Source organism: Photobacterium japonica (assembly GCF_050337005.1).
GTDB lineage: Bacteria > Pseudomonadota > Gammaproteobacteria > Enterobacterales > Vibrionaceae > Photobacterium > Photobacterium japonica.
The window spans coordinates 1-22,416 of record NZ_JAKJSN010000047.1 but is presented as its reverse complement, the minus strand read 5'-3'; the positions used below and the strand labels follow the sequence as shown (position 1 = coordinate 22,416).

The window sequence follows — 22,416 nt, the reverse complement described above, 5'->3', positions numbered from 1 at the left end:
CCTATGGTCCTAAAAACGAAATAGCAGGACGGCGGCAAAAGCAAATGACTTCGCTTTTGCTCCTCCCCCATAGGGCCTCAGCACCGCACTTTCCCAAAACCGCTCTTAGTAAATATACCGCGCCAATGCGCCGACGTTGATCACCTGCCCTTCTACGATCAAGGTCACTTCCCCGTTATCGCAGATCTGCATGCGCGTTTTGACCGCTTGCTCACTGTAGTAGTGTTCGCAATTGCCGTTTCGGGCGCTGTCGATGCGTGAGAAAATCGTGATCCCACCGGGATTGAATAAACTCTGTGGGGCGGCAAAGGTCAGCGTACTGCCTGAGGCAGAAATGTGCATTTCTTCGCTGATACCATTGGCCCATTTGATGGCACCGTTGCCATTAATGCTCGGCGCTGGGGGCAGTTGGGCACAACCCGCGAGTAACGCGGCGCCCACAATAAGGGATAACTTGGCTTTCATCGCAGTGTCTTTGCATCTTAAAACAAGAGGTCGATAATTGCCTTATCGACCTCTTGCGGTAAAACCTTAGCGATTTCTCATGCCTCGCTGAAACGCGAAGCATGGGGAAGCCGGGGGATTAACCTTCCGGATTGGCATGCCACAACAGGGCTGACTCGCCGGTATCAGGCTGGTAGTCAATCGCGGCAATCGACGAGGTGATAAACATCGGAGGTTGCAAGCCCGGCACAAGCTCTGCGGTTAAATATCCGACCAACGGCAAGTGGGACACCAGCAGCACGCTGTCTGGGCGATCTATCGCGATCACGGCTTTAAGGTACGTGGCCACATCATCGGCATCACCGTATGGGGTGATCTCATCCACCGTTTTGTGCTGCTGGGGTGTCGGTAGGTGTTCCGCCATGGCATCCCACGTTTGCTGGGCGCGTAAATACGGGCTAACCCAAACACTGTCGAGACCATCGGGTAGCTGATGCGCCAACTGGATGGCCATGCGCTGTGACTCAGCTTGTCCCCGTTCTGTCAGCGGCCGCTCGGCATCACTCGCTGCAAAGTTCTGGGCTTCGCCATGGCGCATAATATAGATTCGCATAATTCTTCCAATATCACGTTTGCGACTCTGATAGTCCGCCTTATTAATGCATACTCGCGGCACGACCGGTTCGATCAAACTTAAACTAAACACCCCTCAACAACAGCAGCACAATCGCGCTGTAATGATGTGACAACAGCACATCACGCAGTGAGGGGGGACAAGCTATGCTAGCAAGTTCCCCTGTCTGAAAACAGTGCTTCGTCGCACTCTGTTACTTTTCCGTGACCGCAGTGGGATCTGTGTAGAAAGCTGCACGCTAACCGCTTGTTTCATGGAATATTCCCCCCGCTTTCATTTGCCAGCTATGTTAATGAACGTCATAATTACGTTACTCTCCCGCTGAAAATAGGCCCTTCCTGTGCAGACAAGCCCTAACGACCTCAAGCAGTACCGCTATGTGACGCTCGCCAATGCGCTAAAAGTGCTCTTGGTCCACGATGCTGACGCCCCGCGCTCAGCCGCGGCGCTTTCCGTTAATGTCGGCCATTTCCACGATCCCCAAGATCGCCAAGGCATGGCACACTTTCTGGAACACATGCTGTTCCTCGGCACAGAGAAGTACCCGAAAGTCGGTGAATTTCAAACCTTCATCAACCAAAGCGGGGGCAGCAACAATGCATGGACAGGCACAGAGAACACCACCTATTTTTTTGAGGTGAGTCCCCACGCGTTCAGCGAAGGGTTGGATCGCTTCGGCCAATTTTTTACCGCGCCATTGTTTAATGAAGAAGCGGTAGACAAAGAACGCAATGCGGTCGATTCAGAATACAAGCTGAAACTGAAAGATGACGTCCGCCGTCTATATCAGGTGCACAAAGAAACCATCAATCAAGCCCACCCGTTTGCCAAGTTCTCGGTGGGGGATCTCACCACCTTGGAAGATCGTGACGATCACTCGGTGCGTGATGAGTTGATCGCCTTTTATCAGCAGCATTACTCGGCCAATTTAATGGGTCTGGTGTTACTGGGTCCGCAATCGCTCGATGAGCTGGAAGCGTATGCCTTCACTTTTTTCCGTGACATTCCTAACAGCGAAAAAGCGCCCGCCCCGATCGCGGTGCCCTTGGTCACTGAAAAAGAAAACGGCCAGTTCATTACCATTGATCCGATCAAAGAAGTGCGCAAGCTGACCTTATCGTTCACCTTGCCAGCCATGGACCCGTATTACCGCCAAAAACCGCTGTCTTACATTGCCCATTTGTTGGGTAACGAAGGGCAAGGCAGCTTAATGTCGCACCTGAAACACCGTGGGTTCATTAACTCGTTGGCGGCAGGCGGCGGTGTCAGCGGCAGCAACTTCCGCGAGTTTACCGTGAGCCTGAGCTTGACACCCAAAGGGGTTGAGCATATCGACGACATCGTGACCCATGTGTTCCAGTACATTGAACTGATCCGTGAACACGGGCTGGAACAATGGCGTTTTGACGAAAAACGCACGGTACTCGATATGGCGTTTCGCTATCAAGAAAAAAGCCGCCCGCTCGATACGGTCAGCTACTTGGTGATGAACTTATTGCACTACGCACCGGAAGACATTATCTACGGTGACTACATGATGACCGACTACGACGAGCCGCTGATCACGGATCTGCTCAATCGTCTTCGTCCGGATAACATGCGCTTGGTGCTGGTCGCTCACGATCAACCGTGTGATCGTGTCGCGCAGTGGTATCACACCCCGTATGGCGTCACGCCCTTTACCGCCGAGCAGTTGGCACAATGGCAACACCCCGGCACCGAAGCGGCATTTACCCTGCCGGAACATAACCCGTATCTGTGCGACAACCCGGATCCCCTTCCGCTGGCTGCCGATGCCGATCAGCCGCCAAGATTGATTCAAGACTTGCCGGGCTTCCGCTTATGGCACAAACAAGAACATGAATTTCGCGTCCCGAAAGGCATTGTGTATGTCGCCATCGACAGCCCGCATGCGGTCAGCTCACCACGCAATATCGTGAAGACCCGCCTGTGCGTCGAGATGTTGTTGGAAGCCACCAATGAGTCGGCCTACCCGGCTGAAATTGCGGGCATGTCTTACAACCTGTATGCCCATCAGGGGGGCGTAACGCTACAACTGTCCGGCTTCAGTGAAAAGCAACCACTGCTATTAAAGCTGCTGTTGGAACGCTTCGCCAACCGTGAATTTAACCTTGATCGCTTTAATAACATCAAGGCGCAAATGCTGCGCAGCTGGCGTAATGCCGCGCAAGATAAACCGATTTCACAGCTGTTTAATGAGCTAACGGGGTTATTGCAACCGAATAACCCGCCTTATCCGGTATTGATTGAAGCGTTAGAATCCATTGAGGTGGATGAACTGCCGGCGTTCGTGGAAGCGATGTTTGCTGAGCTGCACATTGACACCTTTGTGTACGGTAACTGGCTGGAAGCCGATGCCATTGCGTTAGCGGAAATGCTCAAAGATGCCTTCCGCGCCACCAATCAAACCTATGGGGAAGCGCAACGCCCCTTGGTGCATTTGGAGCAATCCGGCACCTTGAGCCATGAAATCCATTGTGATCATGCCGACTCGGCCCTGCTGATGTATTACCAATCACGGGAGATCACCCCGCGTAAGATTGCGATTTACACGCTGGCCAATCACCTGATGTCGACCACCTTTTTCCACGAGCTGCGCACGCGTCAGCAGTTGGGATACATGGTCGGCACAGCGAACTTACCACTCAATCGCCATCCGGGCTTGATCCTTTATATTCAGTCGCCCGTCGCTGCGCCGACACAACTCTTGGATGCGATGGATGACTTCACCAATGCCTTTGCTTTGGTGTTACTGGAGCTAAATGAAGCACAATGGCAAGCCAGTAAAGAAGGGTTAATTGCCCAGATTGCCGAGCCTGATACCAATTTGCGCGCACGTGCGCAGCGTTTCTGGGTCAGCATCGGTAACAAAGATGAGACCTTCAGCCAGCGACAAAAAGTGATTGAAGCGCTGACCGCCTTGCGCCGCGTTGATATGGTGAAATTCGTGGTGGAAGTGATAAAACCGCGTACATCGAACCGCATTGTGATGCATTGCCAAGGCCAAGCGCACACCCAAGCTACCCCGCTGGATATCGGTGAAACCATTACCTCGATTGATGATTTTCAGCGTAACGCCCGTTAATGATTCGAACGTAAAACATAAAACCCAGCTCGCGCTGGGTTTTTATTAGCGGCAAAAAACAATCTATTGACGCTTCGCCTTCAACAAGCTGTGATCCGCCATCCCACCGTAAAACAGTGACTTACATCACATAAAATAGCATAACCTATCGCTAAGCAGACACAATGTCACATCGTGTATTCACAGTTTGCCCTAGTAATTTACACATAAATACCGGATGATGCTTATCACTATTTTGTGCAACACAATAAGATATTGCACTGCGTGTGATATCACTTGGTTGCGCATGGCACCCATTTCTGACAGCAGATCTGGCGCCTCTGAGGTATGGACACCTACAACGCCGATATCCGGCCACGTTTGTTTTGTTTACCTGTTAGAGGAGCGTTGTCAGCCATGCCAGCTGTATGTCCACATTGCCAACAAACGATCACCGTGCCTGCACTCAATGCCTATGATGAGTTCTTTGTGTGCACACACTGCCACAGCGCCATCGCCCATCATGAACTGGATATCCTGCTCTATGCGGTCGTGTTCATTACTCTGATCACGGCACCGTTGGTACTGCTGACGGGCATCAATATCTTCATCGCGCTGCTAGGGACGATGCTGGCGTATCACCTGCTCCGCCCCCGTGTGTTTGAGCCTCGCTTTCGCTTAAAGCTGGTTGATCTCTATTCGAGGCAGTCATGATCCTAGGCAGTCATACTCCTAAACCGTCACGCCCTAGGCAATAATCTATTCACTGTTCAGAATAAAACGTCTGTCCGGCTTGAGCCATGGCGATCAATCGTGCACAAGGCAGGAAGCGTTCGCCGTAGTGATCCGCATGTTGATGAAGTAGCTCGACAACGGTGGCGATCCCCAACTGATCCATATAGCGGAACGGTCCGCCTAAGAACGGCGGAAAACCGATACCAAAAATCGCCCCGATATCCCCATCACGCACCGAGCGGATCACCCCTTCATCAAGACAGCGGGCCGCTTCATTGAGCATCATCAAAGTACAACGCAGGGCCAACACCGCGCCTTCTGTCTTGCGCTCAGGACGGATCCCTAACAGTTGATACACACTGCTATCGACCGTTTTCTTCTTGCTCTGATCACGCTTGCTATAGCGATAAAACCCTTTGCCGCTCTTGCGCCCTTTACGCCCGTCATTGAGCAAGGCTTCAAACACATCCGGCCCCTGAAAACGATCCCCCAATTCACGCACTAAAATCGGCGTGATCTTGGCACCGATATCAATCCCCACTTCATCAAGCAAGGTGATCGGCCCTACCGGAAAACCAAAATCCAATAGCGCATTATCCAGATGCTCAATAGGTTCACCGGCCAGCAGGATCTGCGCCGCCTCATTCATATACGGCGCCAGAATACGGTTCACATAAAACCCCGCACTGTCTCCGACAACGATCGGCGTTTTGCCCTGTTGCTTGGCCAATTTCACCATTGTCGCAATGGTTTGTACTGAGGTGCCTGAATGCGGGATCACTTCCACCAGCGGCATTTTTTCTACCGGACTGAAATAGTGCAAACCGATGACATTTTCCGGCCGAGCGGCACCCGCTGCAATCTGATTAATCGGCAACGAAGACGTGTTGGTAGCAAAAATGGTCTCTGGCTTGGCCTGCGCTTCCACGTCTTGCACCATTTGGCGTTTCAGGGCTAAGTCTTCAAACACCGCTTCAATCACCACATCCAGTCGCTCAAAGCCCCGGTAGGTGATCCCACCTGACACACTGAGCATCTGCTGCTGCACGTGGGTTTTGCGTATTAGCTTGCGTTTGCGTTGCTTGTCTAACAAGCCATAGTGATACGCCATGGCATTGAGAATGCCGTCATTGCTAATATCTTTAATCTGTACCGGATAACCGGCTTTGGCCGCCGTGACATGGCTGATCCCGCCGCCCATTAAGCCCCCGCCCAGTACACCAATGCGTGTCATCGGCAGAGGGTCAGCCTCTGCGCCGCTCTCTTTTTTCATCGCCGTAGTGGCAAAAAATATGCTGCGTAAGGCGGCAGATTCAGGACTCATCACCAACTCACCAAAACATGTTGCTTCGCGTACTAGCCCTTTTTCAACACCGTGTTCTAAGCCAAATTTCACCACGTCCAGAATGGCCACCGTGGCAGGGTAATTGCCGCGTGTTTTTTCCTGCGTTTTTTTCGCCGCTTGTTCAAACACCAGTGAGCGCCCTAACGCATTACCGCCCATGGCACGCGCCGTGAGCGACAGATGACGCTTAGGTTTGGGGGTCAGCGCCCGCTGAGCCGCTACCGCTAACAAAATACTGTGTGGCACAACATCATCCACCACGCCCAACTTTTTGGCTTTCTTGCCGCGCAATGCTTTACCTGTCAGGATCATATCCAGTGCCGCCGCCACGCCAATCAGGCGCGGTAACCGCTGGGTACCGCCCGAGCCAGGTAATAAACCCAATTGCACTTCGGGTAAACCTAAGCGGGTGATCGGGTCATCCGTACACACTCGGCTATGGCACGCCAACGCCAGCTCTAATCCGCCGCCCAAACAAGGCCCATGGATCGCCGCCACCGTATGAAACGGTAACTGTTCGAGCGCGGCGAACAACTGCTGGCCTTTTTGCGCCAATGCCTGCGCCTCCTCGGCGGTTTCGCAGGCCGCTAACATGTGGATATCCGCCCCGGCAATGAAGTTATCCGGCTTACCGGAGTAAACCACCATGCCCTGAATATCACTGCGTGCTTCCAGTTCAGCCAATACCGCGCTCACCTGCTCGGCAAAGGCCGACTGCAGGGTATTCATAGTCTCATTGGGCACATCCATGCACAGCCACGCCAGGCCGTCGTCGGTGTAAGACAATGAAAAGGCACTATTTGAGATGTGCGGTGACATGTGCGAAACGTCTGATGCACGTGAAGAGCTTGAAGCGTCTGAAGAAGTTAACTCTGCCATTATTCTGCCTCCAAAATCATTGCCGCCCCTAAGCCCCCTGCCGCACACGCGGTATTGAGCGCTAACCCTCCGCCCCGTCGTTGCAGTTCACGTAACGTTTGAGTGATCATCCGCGCGCCCGTTGCCGCAAACGGATGGCCGTAAGCAATCGAGCCGCCCAGTACATTGAACTTATCCATGTCTATCTCGCCGATGGCCTCACTACGGCCAAGGTTTGCTTGCGCAAACTGGCGAGAGGCAAACATCTTCACATTCGCCAAAGTTTGTGCGGCGAACGCTTCATGCATATCAATCAAGGTAAGATCCGACAAGGTCACCCCCGCCCGATCCAGCGCCAACGGCGTCGCATAGGAGGGCCCCATCAGCATGTCCTGCTCGACGCCAATGGCAGAAAACGCATAAGAGCGAAGATAACCTAACGGCGTGAGCCCAAGATCTTTGGCGCGTCCTTCCCGCATCAATAAAATGGCGGCGGCACCGTCGGTGAGCGGCGTCGCATTGGCAGCCGTGACACTGCCGTGTTGGCGATCAAATGCCGGACGCAGCGCGGAATAGGCCGCCAACGTGCTGTCTTCACGAATATTATTGTCTTTATCTATCCACTGCCGATAAGGCGCGGGAAAGGCTGTCATGACTTCGTCTTGCAGCACGCCAGATTGCCAAGCTTGAGCAGCGAGCGTGTGTGACCGATGAGCGAAAGCATCTTGTGCTTCTCGGGTGATGCCGTGGGTTTTGGCCATCTGCTCAGCAGTTTGCCCCATACTGAGTCCGGTTGAATATTCGGCCACCGCGGGAGGAACGGGCATCAGATCTTTCATACTGAGGGTACGCAGTAGCGCCAATCTCTGGCGTAAGGTTTTGGTTTTGCTCAAGGCCAGTAGCGTGGCGGCCATGCGTTTTGACACGCCAATCGGCAACACCGAAGAGGAATCGGCCCCGCCCGCGATGCCGATATCAATGGTGCCGGCCAAAATGCTTTCTGCCACGTTCACTGTGGCCTGAAAGCTGGTGGCGCAAGCACGGGTGACACTGTACGCATCCGTGCCCACATCCATACCGGTGCCGAGTACGATTTCACGGGCGATATTCGGCGCTTCCGGCATTTGGATCACCTGACCAAACACCACTTGATCAATCAGCTTGGGATCGATATCCGTTTGTTGCAGTAAGCCATTAACCACCATTTTCCCCATGTCTAATGCCGACACCTCTGCAAACGCGGTCGCTTGACGGGCAAAAGGGGTACGCAATCCACTGACAATGGCAATGCGTTCACCGTGTGAGGTAGTAAGATTCTGGAGACGTGTCATCGCAACTCCTTATTGATTGTATGATGCATTCCCGATAGAGGTCAGACCACAAATAAGTGTAACGCTATTGTTAATGCAATCAAAAAAAGAGTGTAAGAAATGAGAAAGGGGTAAAGAAAAAGAAGGATAAAAAGTGAACAACACAATGCTAAGATAAAAAAAAACCATACCGAAAGGGTATGGTCAGAATCTACACGGAAAGCAATCCATGTATAGAATAAGTCAATTAACCTAAAGCCAATTGTAAATCAGGCAAGCCTGATAGGAGAAAGTAAAGTCAGCCTTCAAAAGGAAGTTGTCATCTTGCTCAACAGATCCTCAGCCGCGATGTGTATACCTAATCCTCGGTACAAACGCCTCAACTGACGACCAGATGACAGGGACTACTATAGCTTTCTCAGCCAAACACAATTTGAACCAGATCAATTTTAATGCGGATTATTGGATGAATCGTCTGGATCACGTCGAAAACAAACAAAATACCGATGTGATTCGACCTGTTGATGGGCAAATTTATGATTAAGCAATTTTTTCGTAAGAAAAAACCAGATGCCTCGGTCTCTGTAGACATGAATAAACAAAGACGATATGAAGCCCTTGTGAGGGCTTGGCATCGGGATTTATACCGTTATGCCTACTGGCTGTGCCATGATCAGCACATTGCTGAAGATTTGGTGCAGGAAACCTGTTTACGCGCATGGCGGTCATTAGATAGCCTTCAGGATGATAATGCCGCGAAATCGTGGCTGATCACCATACTTCGCCGTGAAAATGCCCGTCGTTTCGAGCGTAAGCAGCTCGATTTGGTGGATATTGATGATTACGCCATTGCCGATACCCAGCATCAAGGCAATGAAGCGGAACTGGAACAACAGATGCTTCGTCAACAAATCATGAAGTTAGCACCGGAATACCGGGAGCCGTTAGTCCTGCAAATTATGGCGGGGTTCAGTGGCGAGGAAATTGCCGATATTCTGGGCTTAAACCGTAACACCGTCATGACGCGACTATTTCGTGCCAGAAACCAATTAAAAGAGCAATTAGAACAACAATCCGAGCGGAGGGGCCAACAAAATGGATGATTTAGAATTTCGCCGACGTCTATTGGCAGATCCTAACGATAACAGCGCAGAGATGATTGATACACGTAACGCCTCATTGGCGAATCGTAAACTCTCTGACGAGTTACTGGCACTCGACAATAAGCTCGAACAGGCCATGAAAGTGGATGTGCCCGATGATCTTGCCGATCGCATTTTGTTCCACCAAACCGGTCAGCCTTCCACGAAACGCTATCGTATACCTGCGTTTATCGGACTTGCCGCCTCGGTCGCTTTCCTTGCTGGACTCTTCTTGGGCCAATTCAATACCACAGCTCCATCACTGCACGCGACACCCGCACTGGCGCAAATCGCACTGGATCACGTCTATCAAGAATCACCGTTTGTCGATCACATTGATGAAGCCGTCTCATTGCGTCAAGTGAATGCCAAAATGAGTCCGTTTGGTTCGCAGTTCGACCAATTGCCCGGCCATATTTATTATGTAAACCATTGTGGTTTCGGCAAACAAAATGCACTGCACATGGTGTTAGGCACTGCGCAAGGAAAGGTGACCGTCTTTGTTGTACCGAATCCGACAGGATCCACGCCCACCACATTCAACGATGATCGCATGCAAGGTATTGTCCTGCCTATTCAGCAAGCGGATCTCATTGTTGTCGGGGAAAAAGGGCAAGATGTTACCCCGGTCGCAGAACGCTTGAAGTCAGATCTCAATTGGGAGATCTAACCCTCAAAAGGATACCTTTAAGGTATCCTTTTAACTCTCTTATTCATAAAACACCGCTTAATTCTGCTTTTTGACCTCAAAAACGCCGAACCTGCTGATTTATTAATCCACTGACAAGTCTCTCAAATTTAAAATAACCCTTTAATTCAATAGATTACCGTTAAAATTGAACAAACTGACTAACTGGTCAGATTTGATGCGTTGTTACGCCCCCATACAATCTGCCCCAATCTGCGCTCGATCGTAGAACAAAACAAAAAAAATATTAGGAATAACTATAAAATGAACAAGAAGCGTCTGTTTACACAATCGATGGTAGCAGCAGCCATCACCCTGGCGTCACAGCAAGCACTGGCAGCCGGTTTCCAATTGAATGCACAATCTGCAACCGGCCTTGGCCGTGCGTTTGCCGGTGATGCAGTTATCGCAGATAACGCATCAGTGATGTCACGTAACGCCGCCGCAATGGCCTTGTTTGACAAGCCAGCCCTGTCTCTGGGTCTGAATGCGGTTAGCACCGATATCAGCGTAAAAAATGTTGAGCATGGCGGCTTAATTAACGGCTTTAGCCCTGCGTCACTGGATGATGCATCGATTGGTGGTACCTCTCTCGTTCCAAACATTTACTACATCCACCCAATCAATGAAAAATGGACTGTCGGTGCAGGCGTATACTCCAACTTCGGTACCAAGACTGAATTTGACAGCAATTACGCAGCCAACGAATACGGTGGCCTCACTGACGTGAAAAGTGTGAACATTGCACTAAGCACCGCCTACCGCATTAATGAACAATGGAGCGTGGGTGGTGGTCTAGACGTGATCTACGGCGCCGGTAAATTGCAGCGTTCAAACAAAAAAATTGAAGGCCTTCTTAAATTAAATCAAGACCTACTGAATGTGGATGCTGATGGCGTTGCATTGGGTTGGAACGTGGGCACTGTATTTGAACTGAATGAAGATAACCGCTTTGGTTTGTCTTACCGCTACAGCCCTGAGTTGGAAGCGGAAGGCGACATGTCTTATAAAGGCCAAGATCTGGGCAACGAAAAACTCCTAATGCCATTGCCTGACATGGCCGAGTTCTCTGGCTACCACCGTCTGAACCAACAGTTCGCCGTACACTATAGCGTACAGTGGATCGGTTGGAGTGCCTTTGACAAGCTAGAAACAAGTGGTGGCACTGAGCTAAACTCCTACAACTGGAAAGACGGTTGGCACTACGCACTGGGCGGTACCTACTACCTAAACAACGACTGGACCCTACGTGCCGGTTACATGTACGACACCAGCGCCCAAGACCAGAAAACCTCTATTTCAGTACCTGACTCTGATCGTCAGTGGTTCTCAGGCGGCTTCACGTACCACCTAGACAGCAAGTCTAACATCGACTTTGGTGTGACGTACCTTGTGGGTAAAGATGTGGATGTAACTGAGACTACAATGGTTCCAGGTACTCAGATTCCACTGTCTAATGTGTCTGCCACTACCCGCGCCAATGCATGGCTATACGGTATTCAGTACAGCCGTTCATTCTAATTCAGCGAACACTATCGTTTCGTGTTATAAAAGGGAGCCCTCAGCTCCCTTTTTACTTTCTGCTTAAAAAGCGCTGATTTCACCGCATCTCCGCCCTTTTTCACCCCATTTCCCCCCAACCTCTCTCCATTGTGTCAGCTATCGCATTCAGTTTTTACACCATTCAGTGAACATGGCGTCGCTGAAATGCATGAACTCTTGCACACGTGTACGCTGAAATCTCATCCGACCAGATTTCATTGTTTATTTTTTACCACTAATAAAACCACAAAAACAAAATAACCCAGCATTTAATACTTAATTTAGTGATTTTATAAAGAACAACTTAAAGCAATTACTCTAAGGCGTATGATCCGCGCTATTGAATTTCAGCGAACACTGTAGACTGATGAATAAGAATAAAATTACGCTTTCTGTAGCAGCAGCCTTAGCACTAGGCTTTAGCGCCAACACAATGGCAGCGGGTTTCCAGCTGGCAGAATACTCTGCAACCGGCCTTGGCCGTGCATTTGCCGGTGAAGCGGCCATGGCTGATAACGCCAGCGCACAATTCCGCAACCCTGCCATGCTGACGTACCTTGAAGGTACGCAGATTTCGGTGGGTGCTATCTATGTTGATCCTAATATCGATGTAGAAGGTGATGTGAGCGTGATGGGTAAACCGCTAGCATCAACAAAAGCCGGCGATATCGCGCATGCTGCTGTCATTCCTAATTTCTATCTTTCACACCGTCTGAATGAACAGTGGGCGCTAGGCCTGGCGTTTGCCACTAACTACGGCATGGAAACAGAACTGGGTGGTGATTTCATCGGTACCATGTTCGGCAACCAAGCCAACGTTTTCTCTGTCGAAATCAACCCGAACGTCGCTTACAAGATCAACGATCAATTCAGCATCGGTGCCGGTGTTCGTTTTGTGATGGGTGAAGGCCACATTGGTGCGTCTGTACCGGGTAACCTGCCATCTACAATCACTGGCAACACGTTCCTTGATGGCGTGATCAATTCCATGGAAGGCAAAGACCTGAAATACATGGAAGGTGAAGACACCGCATGGGGCTGGCAGTTAGGTGCCGCATGGCAGATCAACGACGCTAACCGCATCGGCTTCAACTACCGTTCAGCGGTTGATCTGAACTTAGAAGGCGAAGCGTCTGGCGTGATCTACGGTCAAACTCGCCCAGGCAGCATGGCATTGACCCTACCTGCCACCGCTGAATTGGCCTCTTTCCACCAGCTAACTGACAAGTTAGCAATGCACGCAAGCGTTAACTGGACCGACTGGAGCACCTTCGACAAACTGGAAGCGAAGATCCCTGGCTACGGTACAGGTACTGATCTTATCAAAGAAGAAAACTGGGAAGATAACTACCGCTTCGCAGTGGGTACGACGTACCAGTACACCAACAAGCTAGCCTTGCGTACTGGTGTAGCATACGACATGTCAGCAGTCAGTGATGAGCACCGTACCCAGACGATCCCTGAAACCGATCGCATCTGGCTAAGTGTGGGTGCTGGTTACCAGTACTCTGAAAACTTGAACTTCGATGCAGGCTTTACCTACATCATCGCCAAAGATGCACCAATGACAGAAGATCTGGAAGTGGGCGGCAACACCATGGCTAACATCACCGGTGAAACCACCGGTAGCGTATGGCTAGTGGGTGTTCAGGCGAACTACCGTTTCTAAATGTGAAAAGCGGCTCTATGGTACGGTGGCCCTAAGGGCGATATACCATCAAACTGTATAATATCCTGCAAAGGGGCAACGTTGGTTGCCCCTTTTCTTTATCGCTTACTCCCATTCCCGCACCCTCTCACTTTCTACAACATCACACATCACGACAGCGTCAACGTTCCATAGGGCCTCAGGGCCGTTTTTCCCGCCTTTAAATGCATGAATCTATTTCATCTATACACATAATCTATTCATTAGACGCTGATAAAACTGAGACTTAGAATACGTTTATCCTTTGCATACGCTTTTAAACATCGATTTTATTCATGCTATTAACCACACTTTACATCATAGGTATCACGGCGGAAGCCATGACAGGTGCACTTGCCGCCGGTAAGCGTCACATGGACTGGTTTGGTGTCATGCTGGTCGCCAGCGCCACGGCCATTGGCGGCGGGACGGTGCGAGATATCCTGCTCGGCCACTACCCATTAGGTTGGGTCGCTAACCCACAATACTTGGTGATCACCTGCGTTGCAGGTCTGTTTACCACCCTTGTCGCCCCTTGGGTTGTGCGTTTTCACAAACTCTTTGTCTTGCTCGACTCGCTCGGCTTGATTGTCTTTAGCATTATCGGTTGCCGTGTCGCAATGGACATGGGGCTGTCACCGTTGATCTGTATTGTTGCCGCTGTGGTGACGGGCGTGTTTGGTGGTTTGCTGCGTGATTTAATCACCCGTCGTCCACCGATGGTGCTGCATAAAGAGCTCTACGCTTCTGTGGCGTTCATTGCCGGCGGGATGTATTACGGCCTGCTTTACTTGGGCATTGATGAAACTATCGTGACTATTGCAACATTGGTTGTCGGCTTCAGTCTCCGTGTCGCCGCAGTACAATTTAGTTGGAGTCTGCCGGTGTTCCACTTTGATGACGTGGAAGCCAAGCAAGACAGTGCGAAATCTCAGGGTTAAGTTTCAGAGCTAAATCTTCAGGCAAAGTCTACGGGTAAAGCCATAAACGACGGTCAACACACCTCCCCCTTGTGTTGACCGTCTTTATTTCGCAGCACATTGCGCGCAAAAAAAAGAGCAGGCACATTGCCTGCTCTTTTTGTCTCTCAGCCTATTTTTCTGGCATCTCGACGCTCTTTATCTTCGAGACTCTAGATCTTCGGCGTTTCCGTCACCACATCCGCATTTTGCCCACGGTGACGCAGCAGATGATCCATCAAGGTGATCGCCAACATCGCTTCGGCAATCGGCACGGCACGGATCCCAACACACGGATCATGACGCCCTTTGGTGATCACTTCCGTGGTGTCACCTTGGCGAGTAATCGTTTCACCCGGTACGGTAATGCTAGAGGTCGGTTTCAAGGCAATGTGTGCCACAATGTCTTGGCCAGAGGAAATCCCCCCTAAGATGCCACCCGCATGGTTGGTTTTGAAACCGTCTGGCGTCATGGCATCACGGTGCTCACTGCCACGCTGCGCAATCACATCAAAGCCATCACCAATTTCGACCCCTTTCACGGCATTAATGCTCATCAAAGAATGGGCGATATCCGCATCTAAGCGATCAAACACCGGCTCACCTAAGCCGACAGGGACATTTTGCGCCACCACCGTCAACTTCGCGCCAATAGAATCACCGTCTTTCTTTAGCTGGCGGATCAAGGCATCCAGTGCCTCAACCTTGTCGGCATCGGGACAGAAAAAGGCGTTTTGCTCAATTTGATCCCAATCTACCGTATCGATCGTCACATCGCCCATCTGCGACAAGTAGGCACGCACTTCAATGCCATGTACTTGTTTCAGGTACTTCTTGGCCACTGCGCCAGCGGCTACACGCATGGCGGTTTCACGGGCTGAAGAACGGCCACCGCCACGGTAATCACGTACGCCGTACTTTTGGTGGTAGGTGTAATCGGCATGCCCCGGACGGAACACGTCTTTGATGTTGGAGTAATCTTTTGAGCGTTGGTCGGTATTTTCAATCAACAGACCGATGGAAGTACCGGTGGTTTGTCCTTCAAACACCCCCGACAGAATTTTCACTTCATCCGGTTCGCGGCGTTGTGTCGTGTATTTTGAGGTACCCGGACGGCGACGATCGAGATCGTGCTGCATGTCGGCTTCCGTCAAGGCAAGGCCTGGCGGGCACCCATCAATGATACAGCCCAGAGCGAGCCCGTGGCTTTCGCCAAACGTGGTCACGCGAAACAGTTGTCCTATTGTATTGCCTGCCATTACTTCCTCTGTCTTTTATCGCTCACCGCGTTTGACGCATCGTGTTAACGACCAATCACCCTTCGGTGTGCTGTTGTTTTCATCAATGAGTACATAGTGCTAATTCAACGCACCGATTGCAAGCCGGGATTCACTCTCGCGGCAACTTCAACGTTCTATGCCCTCTATTCGCAAAATGGCATCCTGCTTCGTGATCCCCCAAACACCGGATAAAAAAACGGGCACCCGAAGGTACCCGCTGTTTTAACTGGATGAAAGGCCGATATTAAGCGTCTTTCTTTGATTTCCATTTCTTGATGCTGCTTGAGCCGCCATTGCGCTGGCTGCCCGCTTCGTCATCACGAGATGAGCGCTGATGACCAGGCTGCACACCACGGCCCGGACGCACTGCCTGGCCACGACCATTGTCTTGGCGTGTGTTTGATCGCTGATCTTGACGCCCTTCATTACGCGACGCTGAACGGCTCTCTGAACTGCGATTATCCGCAGAACGGTAGTCTGAAGAACGGCTGTCAGACGTGCGATTGTCTGAGTAACGATTGTCGCTACGACGCGGCTCTGAACGGCGGTTATCAAAGCGGTTACCGTCACGGTCATTGTGCTGAGGCTTACGGTTAAACTCGCTTTTCCCACCGTACGTTTTGTATTTGATTTTGTCTTCATCACGACAGGCTTGCTGACGGCTATCGTACAGCTTCGCATCCGTCGCTTTTTGGATATCCTGCCCGTGGGCATCCGTACGTGACGCTTCTTCTGTCTTACTGGAATCAGAAATCATGCTGTGAATTTCAGCAATTTCGGCATCCGTCAGGTAACGCCATTTGCCGTTTGGCAAACCATCAATACTGATGTTCATGATACGCACGCGGCGCAGTTTGAAAACGTCGTAACCCAACGCTTCACACATACGGCGGATCTGACGGTTCAGACCTTGCGTCAGGGTGATGCGGAACGAGTAATTCGTTTCTTTCGTAACTTGGCACGGCAGTGTAACGGTATCAAGAATTTCTACACCAGAGGCCATCTTTGCGATGAACTCGTCCGTGATCGGCTTATCCACACGCACCACGTATTCTTTCTCGTGTGAGTTACCCGCGCGCAGGATCTTATTCACGATGTCGCCGTCGTTGGTCAGGAAGATCAAACCGTCAGACGGTTTATCCAAACGACCGATCGGGAAAATACGCTTACGGTGGCCAATAAAGTCAATGATATTGTCTTGAATATGGCGTTCCGTGGTACAGGTGATCCCGGTTGGCTTATTCAACGCGATATAAATCGGCGCTTCCTTTGTACGCAGCGGCTTATCGTCAACCAGTACGTCATCACCCGGCATGACTTTCAACCCCATCTCTGGCACTTCGCCATTGATGGTCACCCTTCCTTGATCAATAAGCTTGTCCGCCTCACGGCGTGAGCAATAGCCTGTATCACTGATAAATTTGTTCAAACGCACGGCTTGGCCGACTGTATCTTGAGGCTGATTCTGAGACATGATGTTCTTCTACACTAAGCGTTTCGCAACGCGATCAAGGTTAGATAAGTATTATAGCTTGGCTATGTGGCCGCCATTCTAACAAGAGCTGATCCCATAAGGAAAGAAAACCGCTTTTCTTGCACTTCCCCCTTCCCTAGACACTCGAAAACTCGAAAACTCGAAAACTCGAAAACTCGCTACGAGATTCTAAGCTCTCGGTGCTTACCATAAAAAAACCTGCTTCACCCATAAGGCAAAGCAGGCTGTTATCAAAAACGGGCGATTATCAAGAGTGAAGGGAACTCACCGTATCTATCACGCTTACCCGCACCGCATTAGCGCGGTGTCGCTTGACCCTGCTCCTCGTGAGCGGGGTTATGCTCCAACAACGCTTGCTCCAACTGCTCGGCCACATAGCCTGGCGATTGCGTGTTACCTGACATCAAACGGTACATCGCAGGGATCACAATCAGTGTCACTAACGTCGCGAAGGCCATGCCGAAGAACACCACGGTGCCCACGGCAATGCGGCTTTCTGAACCCGCACCCGTTGAGAAAATCAACGGCACCGCCCCAAACAAGGTGGTGAACGCGGTCATCAAAATCGGGCGCAGACGACGCTCAGAGGCATCAATGATCGCTTGTTCAAACGCAACCCCTTTGTCACGCAGCTGGTTGGCAAACTCGACAATCAGGATGCCGTTTTTGGTCACCATACCGATCAACATGATCATGCCGATTTGACTGAAGATGTTGAGGCTTTGTCCCATCACTAACAAGCCCGCCAAGCCGCCGAAGATCCCCATAGGCACCGTCAGCATCACCACCATCGGGTTAATGAAGCTTTCAAACTGCGCGGCCAGTACCAAGTACGCCACCAATAATGCCAACCCGAACACCATCAGAATACTGCTCTGGTTTTCACGGAAATCCTTCGATTCACCGCCGTAATCAATCACGATATCACTTGGCAGGCGTTCAATGGCTTCATTATCCAAGAAATCCAGAGCTTCACCCAAAGTGTAACCGGCTGTCAGGTTCGCTTTCAGTGTGATCGATTTCTGCTTTTGGTTGTGACTCAGACGCTGCGCTGACGCCACTTCTTCGACCGTCGCGACCGACTCTAAGGTGATCAACTGACCGGTTTTGGTACGCACATAAATCTGGCTCAGATCGGTGGCATTGTTGAAGCTGTTTTCATCACCACGTAGATACACATCGTACTCTTCTCCGCGATCGACAAACGTGGTTTCACTGCGGCCACCCAACATGATTTCCAGCGTTTCTGCAATATCAGACACCGGAATCCCCAGCTCTGCCGCACGCGGGCGATTCACTGATACCACCAATTCTGGCGTGGTTTCGGCATAGTCCAAGTCAACCCCTTCCATCATGCCGCTGTCTTCTGCCAGCACTTTCAGTTCCGTCGCCCACTTGAACAGTTCTTCATAATCCGCACCGTTTAGCAGGAACTGCACAGGTTCAGACGAACCGCCACGGAAGCCCGGCATGAAGGGCCATACGCGAATATCCGGGATCCCTTGCAGGGCTTTGCGCACCATGCCGAGGGCATCGGTCGCACTCATGTCGCGATCTTCCCAGTTTTCCAACTGCATGATCACAAAGCCCGTCTGATCCCCTGCTCGACCACCAAACGCTGGCGTCTGAATAGACACAGATTTCAGTACACCTTGACCGACCATCGGCAATAAGCGGCTTTCTACCTCTTCAATATTGCCCACCATGCGGTTGTAACTGGTGCCTTCTGCGCCTTTTACAAACGCGAAGATCACGCCACGGTCTTCTTGCGGGGCTAACTGCGCGGGCACCATTTTCATCATCACCACGCTCAAGCCGATAAAGCCGAGAATGATCACCGGGGCCACGTAACGGTAGCGTACAGAAGCCGTTACCACTTTACGGTAGCCACACTCTAACTTGCCGAACATACGATCAATGAACACATTGAACGCACTCGGTTTCACGTTCGCTTTGAGCAGTTTACTGCCCAGTACCGGACTTAACGTCAACGCCACAATAGAAGAGAAAATCACCGCAACGGCTAACAGTACCGAGAACTCGGTAAACAGCGGCCCGACCATGCCATCCATAAAGGAGATAGGCAGGAACACCATCACCAACACGACGGTGGTCGCCACCACGGCAAAGCCCACCTCACGGGTACCTTTATACGCTGCAAGTAGAGGCGGTTCGCCTTTCTCGATATGGTGATAGATGTTTTCCACCACCACGATAGCATCATCCACCACCAAACCGATCGCCAGAATCAAGGCCATCAAGGTCAGTAAGTTGATGGAAAAACCTAAAAAGTACGCCACCATAAAGGCAGAGATCAGAGATACCGGCACCGTCACGGCCGGGATCAAGGTCGCGCGTGCCTGACCGATGAAGATGTATAACACCAGAACCACCAGCAAGCCGGTGACAAATAAGGTGCTGTAGACTTCCTGAATCGAACGGTCGATAAACACGGTGGAGTCATAGTCTACGTACAACTCGGTCCCCGCAGGCAAAAAGCGCTGCATACGATCCACTTCTGCGTACACATCATCCGCCACGTTCAGCGGATTGGCATCGGTCATGGTGACGATACCCAAGCTTAAGTTCGCAACACCGTTATTTTTGAAGGTAGCATTTTCGTTCTGCGCGCCGATGGCCACTTTGGCCACATCTTTTAAATAGATAGGCGAGCCATCTTCAGCGGTACGTACCACCAAGTATTCAAAATCTTGCGCGGTACGGTAAAGACGCGCGGTACGCACAGACATGGTCGTGGTGTCGTTACGCACTTCACCGCCAGGCAGTTCAACGTTTTCGTCATTCAACGCATTGACAATGTCGTTGCTGGTGACACCACGGCCGGCCATTTGCGCAGGCTGCAATTTCACGTACATCACGCGGTACAAAGCACCGCTGAGATCCACGGAACTAACGCCATTGATCAGGTTAAAGCGATCCATCAGCACACGTTCGGCATAATCGGTCAGCTGAGAGCGATCCATGGTACTTGAGGTCAGGTTAACGTACACCGCCGGCTCCCCCGAACCGTTGTCTTTCGACACCACCGGATCATCGGCTTCGTCCGGCAGACGACGCTGCGCACGGGACACTGCATCACGCACATCACTGACCCCTTCGGTCAGATCCCAGCCCATCTCAAATTCAATTTGGATTCGCGATGAACCATTACGGGTGGTTGAGGTGATATTTTCGATTCCGCTGATCCCCGACAACTGATCTTCCAGCACCGTGGTGATCCGGCTTTCCATGATCGAGGCGGATGCCCCTTTATAACTGGTCGAGACGCTGACCACTGGGTTTTCGACATCGGGCATTTCTCGCACAGACAGCTTCGAGAACGACACCGCACCGAACACACACAGCAGCAAGCTCAACACAATGGCGACAACCGGACGCTTTACCGAGACATCTGACAACCACATCAGGCTTTATCTCCCTGCTTTTTCTGCTTTCCCGGCGTTGTCGCCATCAAGTCGTTCACTTTCACACCGTCGCGCATATTCACTAACCCTTGCACCACAATGCGATCGCCAATCTTAATACCCGACTCAATCACAACTTCATCTTCCACGCGGGCACCCAGCGTTACTTCCGTGCGATGGGCTTTACCGGCTTCATCCACCAGATACACAAAACGTTTGGTGCCGGAATATTCCAGCGCTTGCACGGGGATCACCGCCTCATCTTGCGGGGTAAAGGCAATATTGGCCGCCATCAGCATGCCAGGTTTGAGTTTGCCATTGGCATTGTCGAACACCACGCGGATGCGAATATTCAACGAATCCGCCTGAACACGAGAGTCCACCGCTTGAATCGTGCCGCTAAACGCGTGATCTGGCCAAGCCTGACTGGTCGCGTCAACACGCATGCCTTTGGCTAAGAAAGAGAGGTATTGCTCTGGCACCTGAATATCCAAGCGCATTAAAGAGAGATCATCGAGAGAGAACAGCTCGCTACCGGCACTGAGCATGTGACCTTCACTGAAATCAATCAAGCCAACGGTGCCATCAAACGGCGCCAAAATGGCATGATCATCCAAATCAGCTTTAGCCGCTTTTAAACGGGCTTGAGCAATGCTGACACTGGCTTGTTGTGCATCAATTTCTGTTTGGGTGATCGCGCCACGATTCGACAGACGCTTGAACTCACCCAATTTGCGCTTTTCATCCGCTAAATACGCTTGCGCTTCGGCGTATGCCGCTTGCACGCGCGCATCATCCAGTTGGATGAGCAGTTCGCCCTTTTTCACGGTGGTATTCACGCCCACCACGATATCATCGATGCGGGCAGCAACCTGTGTCGCCACATTGACTGAACGCTGCGCGGCCAGTTTGCCGACCAACGATAATGACTGTGCCACCGGATGAGAAGCAACCTGCCCCGTGGTCACCGGGATCGCACGTCCTGCGCCCGGACCGGCAGGTTGCTCTGCCGCAATCGAGGTACCGTGAAAGTAGAAATAACTGCCACCGGACAATGCCGCTGTCACTAATGCCGCAACAAGGACTTTTTTCATGCTCAAACCCATCAAAAATATTCTGCGCGAATAATAACGGAAGCGCGGCTTTCGCGCGGTAAAGAAGTGTAAAGAAAAGCAATAATACGTTTACACCTTGCGCTAAACGACGGTTCACTCCGCCATAACGCCCCCGCAATCGACAACATGATGAAAATAGCAGCAAACAACACAAAATTATGATGAAAAAGGTTTACAGTTGCCAATGGTTTGCTAATATTCGCCCCGCACTCCGTGGAGGGGTTCCCGAGTGGCCAAAGGGATCAGACTGTAAATCTGACGGCTCTGCCTTCGAAGGTTCGAATCCTTCTCCCTCCACCATTATTCTTGAAAGCTGTTCCTTACTTAGTGTATGGTACGCCTTTCCGGCAACAATCAGTCACTAGCCCGATTGATTTATCTCTTATTGGTTTTATCCAATAATGAATTGCCCAAAAACGCATTACCCCGTGGAGGGGTTCCCGAGTGGCCAAAGGGATCAGACTGTAAATCTGACGGCTCTGCCTTCGAAGGTTCGAATCCTTCTCCCTCCACCATTATTTTAAAGAAATGCTCCGGCGTTTCTGGCTGTAACAATGTAACACCCCGTGGAGGGGTTCCCGAGTGGCCAAAGGGATCAGACTGTAAATCTGACGGCTCTGCCTTCGAAGGTTCGAATCCTTCTCCCTCCACCATCATTTTAAAGAAATGCGC

Annotated in this window: 15 protein-coding genes and 3 tRNA genes; 10 read left to right on the top strand and 8 right to left on the bottom strand. The window is 51.1% G+C overall.

Features of this window, described 5'->3' with window-relative positions:
- Positions 1 to 105 precede the first annotated feature (105 nt).
- Together L4C36_RS17420 and sixA are read right to left on the bottom strand one after the other, a co-directional pair.
- The gene (locus L4C36_RS17420) at positions 106 to 465 is read right to left on the bottom strand and encodes a hypothetical protein (protein WP_428479073.1); all 360 of its coding nucleotides are present in this window, start codon (positions 463 to 465) and stop codon (positions 106 to 108) included.
- Between the two features lie 118 nt (positions 466 to 583).
- Positions 584 to 1,057 (bottom strand): phosphohistidine phosphatase SixA, encoded by a 474-nt coding sequence (gene sixA, locus L4C36_RS17415; protein ID WP_428479072.1) that lies wholly within the window; start codon positions 1,055 to 1,057, stop codon positions 584 to 586.
- 361 nt (positions 1,058 to 1,418) lie between these two features.
- Here sixA and L4C36_RS17410 point away from each other — a divergent pair, with 361 nt between their 5' ends.
- Both L4C36_RS17410 and L4C36_RS17405 read left to right on the top strand, forming a co-directional pair.
- Positions 1,419 to 4,184 (top strand): insulinase family protein, encoded by a 2,766-nt coding sequence (locus tag L4C36_RS17410; protein WP_428479071.1) that lies wholly within the window; start codon positions 1,419 to 1,421, stop codon positions 4,182 to 4,184.
- Between the two features lie 396 nt (positions 4,185 to 4,580).
- Positions 4,581 to 4,877 (top strand): hypothetical protein, encoded by a 297-nt coding sequence (locus tag L4C36_RS17405; protein ID WP_428479070.1) that lies wholly within the window; start codon positions 4,581 to 4,583, stop codon positions 4,875 to 4,877.
- Positions 4,878 to 4,926: 49 nt separating this feature from the next.
- On the opposite strand, the gene fadJ is transcribed toward L4C36_RS17405, so the two are convergent.
- Positions 4,927 to 7,062, bottom strand: a complete 2,136-nt coding sequence (gene fadJ, locus L4C36_RS17400; protein WP_428479098.1) for a fatty acid oxidation complex subunit alpha FadJ — start codon at positions 7,060 to 7,062, stop codon at positions 4,927 to 4,929.
- A gap of 59 nt (positions 7,063 to 7,121) precedes the next feature.
- On the bottom strand, positions 7,122 to 8,432 hold the full coding sequence (gene fadI / locus L4C36_RS17395; protein ID WP_428479069.1) for an acetyl-CoA C-acyltransferase FadI: 1,311 nt from the start codon (positions 8,430 to 8,432) through the stop codon (positions 7,122 to 7,124).
- Positions 8,433 to 8,947: 515 nt separating this feature from the next.
- Between fadI and L4C36_RS17390 the strand changes: the two genes are divergently transcribed.
- From L4C36_RS17390 to L4C36_RS17370, 5 genes are all read left to right on the top strand, one after another.
- The gene (locus tag L4C36_RS17390; RefSeq protein ID WP_428479068.1) at positions 8,948 to 9,514 is read left to right on the top strand and encodes a sigma-70 family RNA polymerase sigma factor; all 567 of its coding nucleotides are present in this window, start codon (positions 8,948 to 8,950) and stop codon (positions 9,512 to 9,514) included.
- Positions 9,507 to 10,223 (top strand): DUF3379 domain-containing protein, encoded by a 717-nt coding sequence (locus L4C36_RS17385; protein ID WP_428479067.1) that lies wholly within the window; start codon positions 9,507 to 9,509, stop codon positions 10,221 to 10,223. The genes L4C36_RS17390 and L4C36_RS17385 overlap by 8 nt, the downstream gene beginning before the upstream one ends.
- Positions 10,224 to 10,505: 282 nt before the next feature.
- Positions 10,506 to 11,762: an outer membrane protein transport protein gene (locus tag L4C36_RS17380; protein ID WP_428479066.1), complete on the top strand. Its 1,257-nt coding sequence runs from the start codon at positions 10,506 to 10,508 to the stop codon at positions 11,760 to 11,762.
- A gap of 388 nt (positions 11,763 to 12,150) precedes the next feature.
- Complete coding sequence (locus L4C36_RS17375; RefSeq protein WP_428479065.1) at positions 12,151 to 13,452, top strand: outer membrane protein transport protein; 1,302 nt, start codon at positions 12,151 to 12,153, stop codon at positions 13,450 to 13,452.
- A 314-nt stretch (positions 13,453 to 13,766) separates the two neighbouring features.
- Positions 13,767 to 14,411: a trimeric intracellular cation channel family protein gene (locus L4C36_RS17370; protein ID WP_428479064.1), complete on the top strand. Its 645-nt coding sequence runs from the start codon at positions 13,767 to 13,769 to the stop codon at positions 14,409 to 14,411.
- A gap of 191 nt (positions 14,412 to 14,602) precedes the next feature.
- On the opposite strand, the gene aroC is transcribed toward L4C36_RS17370, so the two are convergent.
- From aroC to L4C36_RS17350, 4 genes are all read right to left on the bottom strand, one after another.
- Positions 14,603 to 15,688, bottom strand: coding sequence for a chorismate synthase (gene aroC, locus L4C36_RS17365; protein ID WP_428479063.1), 1,086 nt, complete (start codon positions 15,686 to 15,688; stop codon positions 14,603 to 14,605).
- A 265-nt stretch (positions 15,689 to 15,953) separates the two neighbouring features.
- Positions 15,954 to 17,183, bottom strand: a complete 1,230-nt coding sequence (gene rluF / locus L4C36_RS17360) for a 23S rRNA pseudouridine(2604) synthase RluF (protein WP_428479062.1) — start codon at positions 17,181 to 17,183, stop codon at positions 15,954 to 15,956.
- 317 nt (positions 17,184 to 17,500) lie between these two features.
- Positions 17,501 to 20,629: a multidrug efflux RND transporter permease subunit gene (locus L4C36_RS17355; protein ID WP_428479061.1), complete on the bottom strand. Its 3,129-nt coding sequence runs from the start codon at positions 20,627 to 20,629 to the stop codon at positions 17,501 to 17,503.
- A complete protein-coding gene (locus tag L4C36_RS17350) occupies positions 20,629 to 21,723 on the bottom strand; it encodes an efflux RND transporter periplasmic adaptor subunit (protein ID WP_428479060.1) in 1,095 nt (364 codons plus the stop codon). The genes L4C36_RS17355 and L4C36_RS17350 overlap by 1 nt, the downstream gene beginning before the upstream one ends.
- Before the next feature lie 236 nt (positions 21,724 to 21,959).
- On the opposite strand from L4C36_RS17350, the gene L4C36_RS17345 reads away from it, so the two are divergent.
- The 3 genes from L4C36_RS17345 to L4C36_RS17335 all read left to right on the top strand — a co-directional run bounded on the left by L4C36_RS17345 (position 21,960) and on the right by L4C36_RS17335 (position 22,397).
- Positions 21,960 to 22,044, top strand: a tRNA-Tyr gene (locus tag L4C36_RS17345).
- A 130-nt stretch (positions 22,045 to 22,174) separates the two neighbouring features.
- Positions 22,175 to 22,259 (top strand) — tRNA-Tyr (locus L4C36_RS17340).
- Between the two features lie 53 nt (positions 22,260 to 22,312).
- Positions 22,313 to 22,397 (top strand) — tRNA-Tyr (locus L4C36_RS17335).
- Positions 22,398 to 22,416 lie beyond the last annotated feature (19 nt).

Excerpts from the sequence above, each read along its gene's own strand:
- L4C36_RS17420 (WP_428479073.1), bottom strand. The coding sequence starts at position 465 with ATGAAAGCCAAGTTATCCCTTATTGTGGGCGCCGCGTTACTCGCGGGT.
- sixA (WP_428479072.1), bottom strand. The coding sequence starts at position 1,057 with ATGCGAATCTATATTATGCGCCATGGCGAAGCCCAGAACTTTGCAGCG.
- L4C36_RS17405 (WP_428479070.1), top strand. The coding sequence starts at position 4,581 with ATGCCAGCTGTATGTCCACATTGCCAACAAACGATCACCGTGCCTGCA.
- fadJ (WP_428479098.1), bottom strand. The coding sequence starts at position 7,062 with ATGTCACCGCACATCTCAAATAGTGCCTTTTCATTGTCTTACACCGAC.
- fadI (WP_428479069.1), bottom strand. The coding sequence starts at position 8,432 with ATGACACGTCTCCAGAATCTTACTACCTCACACGGTGAACGCATTGCC.
- L4C36_RS17390 (WP_428479068.1), top strand. The coding sequence starts at position 8,948 with ATGATTAAGCAATTTTTTCGTAAGAAAAAACCAGATGCCTCGGTCTCT.
- L4C36_RS17385 (WP_428479067.1), top strand. The coding sequence starts at position 9,507 with ATGGATGATTTAGAATTTCGCCGACGTCTATTGGCAGATCCTAACGAT.
- L4C36_RS17380 (WP_428479066.1), top strand. The coding sequence starts at position 10,506 with ATGAACAAGAAGCGTCTGTTTACACAATCGATGGTAGCAGCAGCCATC.
- L4C36_RS17375 (WP_428479065.1), top strand. The coding sequence starts at position 12,151 with ATGAATAAGAATAAAATTACGCTTTCTGTAGCAGCAGCCTTAGCACTA.
- L4C36_RS17370 (WP_428479064.1), top strand. The coding sequence starts at position 13,767 with ATGCTATTAACCACACTTTACATCATAGGTATCACGGCGGAAGCCATG.
- aroC (WP_428479063.1), bottom strand. The coding sequence starts at position 15,688 with ATGGCAGGCAATACAATAGGACAACTGTTTCGCGTGACCACGTTTGGC.
- rluF (WP_428479062.1), bottom strand. The coding sequence starts at position 17,183 with ATGTCTCAGAATCAGCCTCAAGATACAGTCGGCCAAGCCGTGCGTTTG.
- L4C36_RS17355 (WP_428479061.1), bottom strand. The coding sequence starts at position 20,629 with ATGTGGTTGTCAGATGTCTCGGTAAAGCGTCCGGTTGTCGCCATTGTG.
- L4C36_RS17350 (WP_428479060.1), bottom strand. The coding sequence starts at position 21,723 with ATGAAAAAAGTCCTTGTTGCGGCATTAGTGACAGCGGCATTGTCCGGT.